Source organism: Polynucleobacter sp. AP-Sanab-80-C2, from assembly GCF_035012965.1.
In the GTDB taxonomy this organism is placed as follows: Bacteria; Pseudomonadota; Gammaproteobacteria; order Burkholderiales; family Burkholderiaceae; genus Polynucleobacter.
Map to the genome: position 1 here is coordinate 1 of NZ_JAYGQS010000008.1, position 13,819 is coordinate 13,819.

Annotated in this window: 13 protein-coding genes and 1 riboswitch; of the genes, 1 reads left to right on the forward strand and 12 read right to left on the reverse strand. The window is 46.0% G+C overall.

What is annotated here, in order from left to right:
* Window positions 1–9 precede the first annotated feature (9 nt).
* A riboswitch (SAM-I-IV-variant riboswitch) is annotated at window positions 10–122 on the reverse strand.
* Between the two features lie 38 nt (window positions 123–160).
* The 9 genes from VC178_RS10920 to araD form a co-directional block, all read right to left on the reverse strand.
* A complete protein-coding gene (locus VC178_RS10920) occupies window positions 161–667 on the reverse strand; it encodes an HPP family protein (RefSeq protein WP_323482551.1) in 507 nt (168 codons plus the stop codon).
* A 46-nt stretch (window positions 668–713) separates the two neighbouring features.
* Entirely contained in the window at window positions 714–2,003 is a 1,290-nt protein-coding gene (locus VC178_RS10925) for an amidase (RefSeq protein ID WP_216125521.1), read from the reverse strand.
* Window positions 2,004–2,005: 2 nt separating this feature from the next.
* Window positions 2,006–3,151 (reverse strand): M20 family metallopeptidase, encoded by a 1,146-nt coding sequence (locus tag VC178_RS10930; protein WP_323482552.1) that lies wholly within the window; start codon window positions 3,149–3,151, stop codon window positions 2,006–2,008.
* Window positions 3,152–3,187: 36 nt separating this feature from the next.
* A complete protein-coding gene (locus VC178_RS10935; RefSeq protein ID WP_215295008.1) occupies window positions 3,188–3,895 on the reverse strand; it encodes an ABC transporter ATP-binding protein in 708 nt (235 codons plus the stop codon).
* 2 nt (window positions 3,896–3,897) lie between these two features.
* Complete coding sequence (locus tag VC178_RS10940; protein WP_323482553.1) at window positions 3,898–4,689, reverse strand: ABC transporter ATP-binding protein; 792 nt, start codon at window positions 4,687–4,689, stop codon at window positions 3,898–3,900.
* Entirely contained in the window at window positions 4,686–5,828 is a 1,143-nt protein-coding gene (locus VC178_RS10945; protein WP_216176089.1) for a branched-chain amino acid ABC transporter permease, read from the reverse strand. Before VC178_RS10945 ends, VC178_RS10940 begins: the two co-directional genes overlap by 4 nt.
* 2 nt (window positions 5,829–5,830) lie before the next feature.
* Complete coding sequence (locus VC178_RS10950) at window positions 5,831–6,763, reverse strand: branched-chain amino acid ABC transporter permease (protein WP_323482554.1); 933 nt, start codon at window positions 6,761–6,763, stop codon at window positions 5,831–5,833.
* A gap of 42 nt (window positions 6,764–6,805) precedes the next feature.
* Window positions 6,806–7,957, reverse strand: a complete 1,152-nt coding sequence (locus VC178_RS10955; protein WP_215295014.1) for a branched-chain amino acid ABC transporter substrate-binding protein — start codon at window positions 7,955–7,957, stop codon at window positions 6,806–6,808.
* 213 nt (window positions 7,958–8,170) lie between these two features.
* Window positions 8,171–9,910 carry an L-arabinonate dehydratase gene (araD, locus tag VC178_RS10960; RefSeq protein WP_323482555.1) on the reverse strand — a complete coding sequence of 580 codons (1,740 nt, stop codon included), beginning with the start codon at window positions 9,908–9,910 and terminating at the stop codon, window positions 8,171–8,173.
* A gap of 140 nt (window positions 9,911–10,050) precedes the next feature.
* Here araD and VC178_RS10965 point away from each other — a divergent pair, with 140 nt between their 5' ends.
* Window positions 10,051–11,088, forward strand: coding sequence for a tripartite tricarboxylate transporter substrate binding protein (locus VC178_RS10965; protein WP_323482556.1), 1,038 nt, complete (start codon window positions 10,051–10,053; stop codon window positions 11,086–11,088).
* 21 nt (window positions 11,089–11,109) lie between these two features.
* Here VC178_RS10965 and VC178_RS10970 read toward each other — a convergent pair whose 3' ends face one another.
* From VC178_RS10970 to VC178_RS10980, 3 genes are read right to left on the reverse strand one after another with little or no spacing between them, the layout of a single operon-like run.
* The gene (locus VC178_RS10970; RefSeq protein WP_323482557.1) at window positions 11,110–12,081 is read right to left on the reverse strand and encodes a tripartite tricarboxylate transporter substrate binding protein; all 972 of its coding nucleotides are present in this window, start codon (window positions 12,079–12,081) and stop codon (window positions 11,110–11,112) included.
* Window position 12,082: 1 nt separating this feature from the next.
* On the reverse strand, window positions 12,083–12,811 hold the full coding sequence (locus tag VC178_RS10975; RefSeq protein WP_323482558.1) for a hypothetical protein: 729 nt from the start codon (window positions 12,809–12,811) through the stop codon (window positions 12,083–12,085).
* Window positions 12,812–12,817: 6 nt separating this feature from the next.
* A complete protein-coding gene (locus VC178_RS10980; protein WP_215295022.1) occupies window positions 12,818–13,792 on the reverse strand; it encodes a Bug family tripartite tricarboxylate transporter substrate binding protein in 975 nt (324 codons plus the stop codon).
* Window positions 13,793–13,819: the final 27 nt, after the last annotated feature.

The window sequence follows — 13,819 nt, forward strand, 5'->3', positions numbered from 1 at the left end:
AAATGGTGGGTTTGTCGCTTTGGATTACCCATCACCATTGTTGGTATTGAGTCTCATCTTTTTAGCACCTTACTAGCGTTAGCAGGTTGCTGTGGCGACAAAGCCATCTCTTGATGTAGATTTAATTATGCAGACTTTGGAACATTTTTGTCAATCAATTTTATTGGTCCCAGATGCTCCAATTTAAGGAAGGTGGCGATGGCTGGGTCCAAGAGATTGGATACTTTCTGACTCCCACGCCTAGTCGGCTCCAGATATAAGCAACTAGAAAAATAATAGTGACACCCAGTAATACTGTGACACCAAGATGAATAAAACTCGCATGGGCCTGAATCATAATGAGCGGGTTTGCACCTGCGGGCGGATGCACACATCTCACCACCAATAAGATGCCGATCGTTACTACTAAAGCAATAATGTAGACCCAAAAGGCATCGCCAAATAATTGATAAGCCAAGATGCCTACTAGGCTACTGATGAGGTGCGCGCCAAAGACTGCCCTGGGCTGCGCAGCAGGAGCGGTAGTCAGAGCAAATAAAAAAAGTGTGGTGCCGCCCAATGAGGCTAACAATAGTGGGGAGTTGGTTTTTGTCACCCACAAGGCAAGAGAAATCGCGACAGAAGATCCGAGCAATACCCAAAGCAAGCGCAGCAAACGTGTTTTCATTGCCTCATCATAAGCGCTTATCAAAGATAGCCTAAAGCGCTTTTGCTCAACGAGAGCCAATAGCCTCTTCAGTAAACTTAGCCACCTTCAAGAAAGCCTCGTCTGCTTTGTAATTACCCATCAGCTGAATACCTAAGGGCAATCCATTGGCAGACTTACCTACAGGAATATTGATTGCTGGAATGCCTAAAAGACTACCTAGGGCGCAGAATGAAGGATCACCGGTCCAGCTCAAGCCTTTGGGCGCCTCACCAGTTGCTGGTGCCAACAAAAGAGCATCAACGTCTTTGAATAACTCACCAACAGAGTGACGTAATTTACTTTGCACTGCTAAGGCCGCTTCATATTGCGCCTGGGAATATTCTGCTCCCTTGGTGGCGGTCTCTTTAATATTTTCACAAAGAAGTTCTTGATTGTTTTCCATGTGTTTTTGATGAATGTGCGCAACATCAAAGCCCATGATCGTTGGCATTTGATCAATGCCCTCCCAGTATTGCGCAGGGATCTCCATTGTTTTTACGCTCACGCCAGCCTGCTCTAACTTTTCAACTGCGAACTGCAGCGTTTGCTGTTGCTCGGCGCTCATTAAGTGATCAAACGGTGTTTTAAGTAATGCTATTTTGGGCGCATGCGCTAACTTCAAATCCGGTATGACAATTTGGGCTGTTTTGGCACTGCCATCTTTGAGCAATTGAAACGCAAAAGCGGCGTCCTCAACTGAGCGAGTAAAAAATCCAATGTGATCTAAAGAGTAAGCAAACGGGTGGACACCTTCTTTGATGATTGATCCAAAGCTAGGCTTAAAGCCCACCACGCCACAAAACGCTGCCGGACGCACAATCGAGCCTACTGTCTGAGAACCGACGGCAAGCGGCAGAATACCGGCAGCTACTGAAGCGGCAGATCCACTAGAAGAGCCTCCTGGAGTATGTTCCGAATTCCAAGGGTTCACTGTTGGCCCTGGGGTTCTCCATGCAAATTGGGTCGTCACGGTCTTACCAAAAATCAGCCCGCCCAATGCCCGAATTCTTTGCACAATCGGCGCATCTTCCTGGGGACGATGATTGGCGTAAATTGGTGAACCATTGGTGGTGATCAAGTCTTGGGTATTAATAATGTCTTTAATTCCAATCGGAATGCCTGACAAAGGTCCAGGCGCAATCGCCTTTTTTAAATCCTCTAAAGTGTTTCTGGAAACAAAGGCTTTTAAGTTAGGCTCTAATTGATTGGCTAGCTCAAATGATTGCGTTAACAAAGCTTGTGGGTCAAGTTTGCCTTCGCTGATCTGCTTGACCGCTGCAATTAAACCAAGGGGTTTGCCCTGTTGCTCACTCATATTCATTTCCTAATGTTTTGCCAATCCATGATCAGATCTTCAAAGAGCTGGGTGGCGTCAGTAATGTTATCGACATAGCAAAACTCATCGGTCTGGTGCGCCATCTCGGGTTGGCCAGGGCCTAGAATTACTGTCGGGGGGTTACCGATGACCGGCTTTAAGGCTGAAGCATCAGTAAAGTACGAAACCGTTTTTTCAACAGGTCGCACGCCATTGATCTTTTCGCAGCGATCAAACACGCTTGCCATCCAAGGATCACTCGCAGGGGTATAGACCCCTTCGATATCAATCATAGTATCGAGACGCACAATCGGCCCCAATGCTTTGCAAAGACAACCGTAGATATGGGCATGACTTTGCCCTGCCACTGTCCGGATATCTAAAGTCATTTCAGCGGCATCAGGCACAGAGTTAATATTTAAACCCGCTTTCGCAGTACCTACGTTTAAGGTGCCCTGACCCATCAAGGGATGCGCTGGTGTATCAAAGGTAAATTTCTCTAAAGTTAATGCTGCTTTAGCTAACTTATAAAAAGCATTCTCACCACGCTCTGGCATCGATCCGTGCGCGGTAACGCCTTCGGTTGAGGCCTTGAGCCAATAAGCCCCTTTATGACCTATGAGTGGCTCGTTGGCGGTAGGCTCAGCTACTACAAAAGAGCCTGCTGGTCCTAAAAACTCGAGGATCTCTTGACTGGCCGCTAAATGAAAGGCGCCTTCACAACCTGTCTCTTCGCCTGCGGTAATAATCAAACTCACACCGCTACCTGCTTTAGCAGCCTGGGCAGTCTTCATCGCTGCCACCACAAATGCAGCAACACCACTTTTCATATCACTAGAGCCGCGACCAAATAATTTGCCATCTTCAATCAGGCCGGCAAATGGCTCATGCTTCCATGAGCGGGCGCCTAAGGGAACAACATCCACGTGGCCAGTAAAGCAGATGCTGGGATTGCCAGCGCTGCAAGATCCAATTTTGGCAACTAGACTCATACGCCGCGGAGCAAACTCAATTTTGCGACATTCAAAACCGGCAGACTCTAAGATCGATGCGAGGTAATTACAGACTTGGTCTTCATTACCCGGGGGATTGACTGTATTAAAACGAATTAACTCTTGGGTTAATGCAATCGGATCAGGAATAGTCATTATCTGTTTTACTCAAACTGAAGTGGTTAAGGGTGTTTAGCCAAAATAAGCCGCTTGGACTTCTGCATTTTCAGCCAGCTCAGTAGCGCTTCCTTGAGCAACCACCTGCCCTTTAGCAATCACATAACCCCGATGGGCAATCGCTAGGGTTTGGCGCACGTTTTGCTCAACGAGTAACACGGTGGTACCCATTTGATTAATCTCTTTGATGATCTTGAAATTCTCTTTCACAAACAAAGGTGAGAGCCCTAAAGAGGGTTCATCAAAAATGAGTAGTTCGGGAGAACTCATTAAGCTGCGCCCAATCGCTATCATCGCCTGCTCACCACCAGACATGGTTCCCGCTAATTGATTGGCGCGTTCTGCCAGGCGTGGAAATAAAGTCTTCACCCGCTCGCGGCGCTCTTGTATGACTTTTTGATCACTCACGAGATACGCACCTGCCGAGAGGTTTTCATCAACGGTCATTCGTGGAAATACTCGGCGACCCTCAGGTACACAAGCGATACCTTGTTCAATAATGCGATGGGTAGGCAGATGGGTGATATCGGCGTCGTTAAAAATAATCTTGCCACGATTGGCTGGCGTTAAACCCAAAATTGAACGAATCAGGGTGGATTTACCAGCGCCATTAGCACCCAAGATACACGTGATCTGTCCGCGCTCAACCTTGATCGATACGTCCTCTAAGACGTCAATGCGATCGTAGGCTGTATAGATGTGATCGATGTCTAATAAGGCCATGATTATTCCTGTCCCAGATAGGCAACCTGAACTTCACGGTTACTCACAATTTCTTCATAAGTGCCTTCGGCAATTTTCTTGCCGTAGTTGAGCACAATGCAGCGCTCAGTCATACGCTGAATCAAGCTCATTTCGTGCTCAATCAAAATAATCGTAAATGGTTTAATTTTGCTGCGGACCTGCAAAATATCATTCATGACCTCTGCAGTCTCATCATGGGTCATACCCGCTGATGGCTCATCTAATAACAAGAGATCAGGCTCACTGATTAAGGCTCGGCAAATTTCAATCCGACGCCGATCAATCATTGGCAGACTAGCTACAGGCTCAAATATTTTGGCTGCTAGTTTGGGGTTAAACGTTAATAGCAAAGCGCTGACTTGCTCGACAACGCGGTCATACTCTTTTTCAAATCGATCGCGGGCAAACAAGTTAAAGATCAGTCCGGTATTTAGCCTGCGATTATCGCCAATCGCGATGTTGTCAAATACCGTCAAAGGCAATGACAAACGGGAGCGCTGAAACGTTCTGGTAATCGCGTGCAGATAGACTTCTTGCGCAGTCGCATCGGTGATATTCTCGCCCCGAAAACTCACGTTCCCAGAGCTCGCGCGATATAGGCCCGTGATGACGTTAAAAAAAGTGGTCTTGCCTGAACCGTTTGGGCCTAATAGACCTAGGACTTCACCTTCATTGACATGCATGGTTAGATCATCTAGCGCAGTAACCCCACCAAATCGCATAGTCAGGTTGTTGGCTTCTAAAATTTTGGAAGCATTCATCGTAGCGCTCATTCTGACTCCCCCACCTTCTTGCCTGGGAAGTAGTTCCGAATTCTTCTAGGAAGCAGGCCATCTGGGCGAAAGAGCAAAATCAAAATCACCACAATGGCATATAACAAGAAACGGTATTCCTGAATAAACTGCAGCTTCTCTGGGAGGATGACCACAATGGCTGCCGCTGGAATAATGCCCCAAGGATTTCCAATGCCGCCCAAAATTACAATCGAGACCAAAATGAGCGAGTCTGCAAAAGTAAAGTTATTGGGCGCGACATAAGCTGTCATCATTCCGTATAGGGCGCCTGCAAGGCCGGCCAGTAAATTGCCAAGAGTAAAGGCGACGATTTTCCAATGCGCAATATTGACCCCAAAAGTTGAGGCTGCAATCTCATCGGTACGCACCATATCCATACTCAAGCCTATCCAGGAGCGCTCTAAATTTCTGGTGATACGAAAAGCGACAATGAGCAAAATCAAGGCGATGAGCAAGTACGGAATATAGAAGGAGAGTTCAATTCCTCCAATCTGAATACCTTCAGAAAGATTCCAACCAAAGATTGTCAGTGGCGGAATTTTTAAGCCTTGTGGTCCGCCCAAAGTATCGTTAACCTCTAAAAAATTCCGGAACAAGATACCAAAAGCAATCGTCACTAAAGCGGCGTAATGACCTCGCGTTCTGAGCACAGGGTAAATCAAGATTGAGCCAATTAAGGCAGAGACAGCTGCCGCAATAAACAAGACTAATAAATGAGGCACTGCTGTATGCGTGGCTAAGACTGCGGCGGTATAGCTGCCAATGCCAAAAAAGGCAGCACCCGCAAAATTAACAATCCCCACATAGCCAAACTGGATGTTTAAGCCCAAACACACAATGGAATAAATCAAGACCGTTGCCAACATCAACAGCGCAAAGTGAGAGTTATAAAACACCACCATCGCAATCAAGACACCAGCCACAGAGGCTACTGCCGGAAAATGAGGATGTTGACTCACTGCATTAGCAAGGCGATCCATCAAGCCCATCTTCTTGCCCACTACGCTTGCGATAAAAGCGACGGCCACCAAAATACCTACTTCTAACTGGTTTTCAGCGCCCAACAATAAGAGGCTATAAATGAGGAAAACAATAAAACTAGAGATTAATAACTTCATACTTACACCCGCTCACTTGATTTTTCAGAAATCAAGCCGGTTGGCTTTAATCCCATGATGATGATGATCACCGTAAATGCAAATACATCTTTATAGGCACTAGGTACACTAGGCAAAATTGCGGGCAATATAACCGCCCCAACCGTTTGAAGGGCAGCAAATAAGAAGCCGCCCACAATAGCTCCATAAAAATTACCTAAACCGCCAACAACTGCAGCTGAAAAGCCAATCACCCCGAGCAATAAACCCATACCGAAATTTACTTCGTTGTAATACAGACCGTTCATCAAGCCCGCCAAAGCAGCTAGCGCTGAACCGAGCATAAAAGTAATCAGCACAATCTGGTGAAAATTAATTCCCATAATGCGTGCTGTCTCACTATCTTGTGCAACCGCCCGGATCGCTAAACCAATTTTGCTTTTGGTGATGAGTCTTTGAACGGCAATGATAGTAATGATCCCTGTTGCCAAAAGAATCAAACTATCAGAGCGCAAAGTGAACTCCCCTAAAGCGATACCATCGGTTGGCAGCAATCGAGGGAAAGGTTTTGGATTGGAGCCATTGGGATAGAACAGGCGAACCATTTCACGCAATGCCAAACCTAACATTAAGGTCACGAGCAAAGTATTAATCGGGGGCGCCTTTTGCAAAGGCAAGATGAGATAGCGGGCAATAACAGCGCCCAAAAATGCTGCTACTGAGAGGCTGACTAAAACTAGTATCAGCAGTTGTAACCAGGGAGACTCAAAAGTTCCCGCGATACCGATATAGGTGGTGAGGCCAGCAAAGGCCCCCACCATCAAAATATCGCCATGCGAAAACTTAATGACATCGAGTACACCAAAGTAGAGGGTAAAACCCACCGCCACAATTGCATAAATCACACCTAACATCAAACCATTGAGTAGGTACTGCAAAAAAATATCAAATGACATGCAAGCTTACCCTCTTTGACTTCTGTAAAAAATCAAAAGAGCTTATTGACCTAATTTACGTTGCCCCTTAGCGTACTGACTGTCTTCCCACACGACCCACTTACCATCCTGGGCAACATATTTAGAAATCAGAGGAACGATGTTTTGACGGTGATCATCAAAGCTAACCTTACCGATCACAGTCTCAACGTTTTGAGTTTTATTTAATACTGCCATCACTTTTTTACGATCAGGACCTGCTTTTTCAATTGCAGCCATGATGAGGTTTGCAGCAGTGTAGGCAAATGGACCATAGGCCTCTGGTGCATCTGGGTATTTTTGTTGGTTGTACTTAGCAATGAACTCAAGACCGCCTGGTAATTTTTCCCAAGGAGCGCCTTCGATAAAAGAGAGGGAACCTTCAGAGAGCTTGCCCAAGCCTTCAATATAGGCGTCAGATTTAATACCAGAGGTACCTTCAAAGACCGCCTTAATTCCTAAGCGATCCATTTGTGTACGAATACGAATACCAATGGGTGTCAGGCCGCCAAAGTAAACCACTTCTGGTTTTAACTCTTTGATCTTGGTGAGCTCTGCAGTGAAGTCCTGCTGATCAGCTGTTACTCCGAATGTACCGAGGATTTGTCCACCATTTTTATTGAGGTACTGACTGAAATACTTGTTATGTCCTTTGCCGTAATCAGTAGTGTCATGAATAATCACCCACTTTTTATAACCGAGACCAGTTAAAAACTTGGCAGCAACTTCGTTTTGATTAATCATCGTACCGTTCACGCGATGAATTTCTTTGTAGTCATTGCCATAGGTGATTTCTGGAAGCACCGCGCCCCACACCATCACTGGCAAACCAAACTTGTGATAAACGTCTACGGTGCTCATCGCTACTGCGGAGCAATAGTGAGTCACGCCCGCGATAATGGAGTTATCAGAAGCAATCTTGGTAGCCACTTGTACGCCTACGTTCGGCTTACATTCATCATCAGCTGACACCAATTCATATTTGTATTTCGCATTGGGGTCTTGGTTTTTGAGTCGTACCGCTAAGTCAGCAGAGTTTCGTCCACCAATACCATTGGCTGAAACGCCCCCGGTTAAAGGCCCAATATAGGCAATCTTGACAGTATCTTTTGCAGACACATTGGCAGAAAGGCCAATGACTAATGCTGCCAGCAATGTAGAAATGCGTGATTTCATGCTTAATCTCCTTAGTTTTGGTAGTACTTTTTTCCAGTGTAGCAAAGCTTTGCAAATGGCATGCATTGCTGGGCATCTTCGATTCTATAAAGGTGATTGCTTGGATTTTCAGGAAATTGACTGTATTAGTGCATGAAATGCTTAGATAGGTGCATGCACCCTAATAAGCACTCTATTGAATAGGACGCCTCAATGAAGGCATCTTTTGCCTTACTAGAATATATCTGGCTCAGGAACCGGCTTCCCAAAGCCAGTTTCCAGGAAGTCAAAATCACACCCGTCTTCTGCCTGCAAGATATGTTGGCTAAACATCCAACCATAACCACGTTCATATTGAGGTACTGGTGGTGTCCATTTGGCTTTTCTGTGAGCCAGCTCCTCATCACTAATCTCAAGATGAATTTTGCGATTAGGCACATCGACAGTGATAAGGTCACCCGTTTTAATGAGGGCTAATGGACCGCCGATATAAGACTCTGGTGAGGCATGCAATATGCAGGCGCCATAACTAGTACCACTCATGCGTGCATCCGATAAACGCAACATGTCGCGCACGCCTTGTTTTACCAACTTCACCGGGATAGGTAACATGCCCCACTCTGGCATACCTGGTCCACCTTTAGGCCCGGCGTTTCTGAGAACGAGAATGTGGTTTTCAGTGACGTCAAGATTTTCATCTTCAACAGCTTTTTTCATTTCGGGATAGCTATCAAATACTAAGGCTGGGCCAGTGTGTTTTAAGAACTTCTCGGCACAAGCGCTGGGTTTAATCACTGCGCCACCTGGAGCGATATTGCCTTTGAGTACAGCGAGCGCGCCCTCTTGATAGATTGCATTACCCAGCGGTCTAATAACGTCTTCGTTATGCACCTCTGCGTTTTGAATATTCTCACCAATCGTCTTACCGGTGACCGTCATCGCACTGAGGTTGAGATGAGAGCCCATTTGTTTGAGTAATGCAGGCATGCCACCAGCGTAATAAAAATCCTCCATCAGATATTGATCGCCACTAGGACGGATATTGGCTATCACTGGAACTTTTCTGCTGGCCAAATCAAAATCTTCTAAGCTCACGGTGCATTCTGTACCGGCACGCCGCGACATCGCAATTAAATGAATGATGGCGTTTGTACTGCAACCCATCGCCATCGCTGCATTAATGGCATTGAGGAAGTTTGTCTTGTTTAAGATTTTTGCAGGAGTGAGGTCTTCCCACACCATCTCAACAATTCTTCTGCCACAAGCTGCAGCCATACGTGGGTGACTGGCATCTGCTGCCGGAATACTGGATGCACCAGGTAATGTGAGACCTAATGCTTCAGCAATACCCATCATCGTTGCAGCAGTGCCCATCGTCATACAAGTTCCATGACTGCGAGCAATGCCGCCTTCAACTTCGAGCCACTGCGCTTCAGAGATATTGCCAGCGCGGCGCTCATCCCAATACTTCCAGGCATCAGAACCCGAACCTAATACTTTGCCTTTCCAATTACCGCGCAGCATCGGACCAGCAGGCAAGTAAACAAATGGTAGTCCAGCAGATAACGCGCCCATCACTAAACCGGGAGTAGTTTTGTCACAGCCACCCATCAGCACTGCACCATCGATTGGATGAGAGCGAATCAGCTCTTCGGTTTCCATCGCGAGCATATTACGATAGAGCATGGTGGTTGGTTTGACGTATGTCTCTGAAAGCGAAATTGCTGGCAGTTCAATTGGAAGCCCACCGGCTTGCAAAATACCACGCTTGACATCTTCCACGCGTTGCTTGAAATGCGTGTGGCAAGGATTGATGTCTGACCAAGTATTCACAATGGCAATCACGGGCTTGCCAGACCAATCCTCAGGACCGTAGCCCATTTGCATGGCGCGCGAGCGGTGTCCAAATGAACGCAAATCATCGGGCTCAAACCAACGGGCACTGCGCAGGGATTCTTTGGTCTTTTTGGACATTGTTTTAGGCACTCGTTTGAATAGCCCTATATTAATGCCTGATATGAAGGAAAGGGTATACCTGCACTTGTTTTCTGGCAGCCAATTAATTACCCTAGCTTTCATTACTAATAGAGATATTTATTCACAAGGATCTATCAATGACTGGGCATTCCTTCTTTACTATTTTCACTAAGTTAAATAAGGCATTTCTGATTGGCGCCCTCTTATGCGCCAGTTATCTTCCTGCATTCGCTCAGTCCGAATATCCAAGCAAGCCCGTCAAAATTATTGTGCCCTTTCCGCCTGGTGGTACCACTGATCTGATGGCGCGAATTTCTGCAGAACAACTAACCAAAATATTCAAGCAAGCCTTTGTAATTGAGAACATCGGTGGTGGTGGTGGCGTCATTGGCGCTGAGAGAGCTGCTGGTGCACCAGCTGATGGCTATACCTTAGTCATGACTGGCGTAGGTCAAAACGCGGTTGCCCATGGCTTGGATCCCAACCTCAAATATGACTCTATAAAAGACTTTGCCCATATTTCTTTAATTGATTTAGGCCCTAATGTGTTGGTCGTCAACCCAGATCGTCCATTTAAGACACTCAAAGATATTGTTGATTTTGCACGCAAGAATCCTGGCAAGCTGGACTATGGCTACACCTACGCTTCGTCAGGTCATATGGCGATGGAGCTACTGCGTCAAGCAACCAACACCTGCGCTGACGTAAAGAACAAAACGAACTGCAATCCGCTACCGATCGTTGGCATTCCGTATCGTGGTGGTGGCCCACTTATGAACGCCATCCTCGCCAATGAAATCCCGATGATCTTTATTAATCAAGATGCGGCTTTGCCTTATGTTGCCTCTGGTAAATTGCGCCCGATTGCGGTGAGCAGTTTGCAACGCAATGCGCTCTACCCTACTGTGCCTACCGTGGCAGAAAGTGGTTACCCAGGATTTCAGGCGCTCTCATGGGCTGGGATTAGTGCTCCCAAAGGAACACCTAAACCTGTCTTAGATAAGTTAGAGGCCGCCATGATCCAGGCTTTGCAAACCCCTGAAGTCAAACAACGCATTGAGTCAGTGGGCTTTGTGATTCCACCCTTGGGTGTGAATGCTTATAACAATTTCTTAAAGTCTGAAATTGAGCTTTGGACTACATTGATTAAGAAGTCAGGGATTAAGCCAGAGTAGTAACTTATTTACTCTACTGATCTATTCTGCTTTCTCAATCGTAATTCCGGCATCTTTAGCAGTCTTACCCCAGCGCTCATATTCAGTGTGCATGAGCTTAGTAGCTTGCGCCATAGATCCCGGGCTAGGTTCAATACCAATCTTGATTAATGCGTCTTTAGTGGTTTGAGTTTCGAGCGCTTTGTTAAGACTTTGATTTAGCTTTTGCAATACTGCTGGGCTCGTTTTCTTGGGCGCCACAATTAAGTGCCAGCCACTCATCACTACCGAATAACCCTGTTCTTGAAAGGTCTGAATATCAGGGGCACTAGCAAACCGTTGACTAGTAGTAATACCCAAGATTTTGACTTTGCCACCTGCTGCCTGCGGTAAGGCAACTGAAAGCGGGACCATCATTGCTTGTACTTCATCGGCTGCAATAGCAGTAATCGCTGGGGCTGCACCCTGAAATGGAATATGGACGAGATCAATACCAGCCACCTGATTGAACTTTTCAAAGGTAATTTGCGACGTACTACCTACACCCCATGATGAATAATTCATTTTTCCAGGTGCACTTTTTGCCAGAGCAACAAACTCTTTGATATTTTTGGCAGGTAACTTTGGATTGACTACTAATGCAAATGGAAAATTGCCTACCAAGCCCACAGGAGTAAAGTCTTTAAGTGGATCATAGTTAATCTTTTTATAAACATGGGGATTAATTGCCAGACTCTCAGGTGTACCCAATAACAAGGTATAGCCATCTGGATTAGCGCGTGCCAGAAACTCAGCGCCAATAAGAGTATTGGCACCAGGCTTATTTTCTACGATTACACCTTGACCCAATTGTTCAGTCAATCCCTGCCCAATAGTGCGAGCAGAGTTATCAACATTACCTCCTGCAGTAAAAGGAACAATCAAGCGAACTGGTTTATCTGGAAATGGCGCGCCATAAGATATAGAAGCGACCGTGATTACTAATGCAGCTAATGAATATTTGAATATTTTCACTTTAGTACCTTCCAGCAAGTAAACCGCCAAAGTTTTTAATACTGCTTTTTGCCTTTGCAACTTGGAGTGCATTCCACATCGTAGCCGCAATACTCGAAATTATCGGCTTACCTGTCTCAGCCTCGCCTTGCGCCAGAATATCTATCGTCGGCATTCCGACACCGCTAACAAAAATAGCGTCCGCGTCAGGGCTATTGACTTGATGCACTAGTTGGAGCGCACGCTCAGTAGTTTCATCATAAATATTTTTAACACCAGGCAAGTTGCCGAAATTCACTACTTCAAAGCCATAAGCCTCTAATAGATTTTTGCAACGCAAGGTATTCTGCTCGCTATAAGGCGTTCCAAAGGCAATTCTTTTTGCTTTGATCTGATGCAGTGCTTTCACAACACTACCAAAGGCGGTAATGAAAGGTACTTGGTATTGATCCTCTAGCTTTTGAATTAATTCAGCTTCGCCTGTTTTACCAAGGGTGTAACTACTAGCGGTATGCGCCATCGCTACTACCGCAGGTTTTACGAGTTTGAGAAGCTCAATGTTTTCAGGCAAATGATCGATTTGTGCTTGATTGCGTTCATCTTGCCCCTCAAGACTGCCTGTTTCACCATGAGCCACCATGCGCGTAAAGTGAATGGAATACTCAGAACCAGCCATCTTGATGACTTCACCTTCAGTATTAGGGTTGCCAGGTGGAATCAAAAAACCTAAACGAGGCAATACTTTATTCATGACGACTTACTCGTCTTTCATATTGGCGTTCTTCACTATCGGCTGCAGACGCTTGCGCTCTTCCATTAAGAATTTAATGAAATCTGCTTGTGAGCCCGGGGCTGGCTCAATACCTTGTGGAATGAGTCTAGCTTTCAGCGCATTGGTATCTAATGCGGCCTGAATCGCTTGGTTCATTTTAGTGATGACTTCAGCTGGCGTGCCTTTCGGTGCAAAGATGCCGGACCAGTGACCAATAAAGATATTGGGATAACCCAGCTCTTTGGTAGTCGGTACATTGGGTAAACGGGTAATGCGCTTATTCCAAGTGGACGCCAGCGGTTTGAGTTTACCACCCTCAATTTGTGGCAATACCACAACGCTAGCCTCTGATGTAGCATCAACTTGTTTAGACACTATCGAAAAGACTGCCTCTGATCCGCTCTTATAAGGCACGATTTCATAAGTACCGCCCCCAGCAAATAGCTTGAGCATCTCTGCAACAAAGTGCGGTGTACTGCCTGTACCTGCAGTCGCAAAAGTCAAACCAGGTTTATTACTTGCTTTAGCCAATAACTCTTTAAAATTCTGAATCGGTGATTCGCTATTAACCACAATAATGGATGGGCTTACTGCCATCATGCCTACGGGCACTAAATCTTCTTGCTTATAGGGCATATTGCTACGGAGCATCGGAATGGTGACTACTCCACCGGCAGCGCCAGCATAAAAGGTATAACCATCTGGTGCACTCTTAGCCACATAGTCACCGCCCACAACAGATCCAGCACCTGGCTTGTTCTCCACAATCACAGGCTGACCTAATTGCTTGCTTACCCCTTCTGCTACTGCCCGTGCTACCAAATCATTTGCGCCACCTGGACCAAAGCCCACCACAAACTTAATTGGGCGATTTGGCCAAGGGTCAGCAGCCAATACTGATGTGCCTATTAGTGCGAGTGTTAGCGAAATGAGAGATGCTAGGATTTTGCTTAGTGTCATATTTAATTTAGATTAATGTTTTTTGCT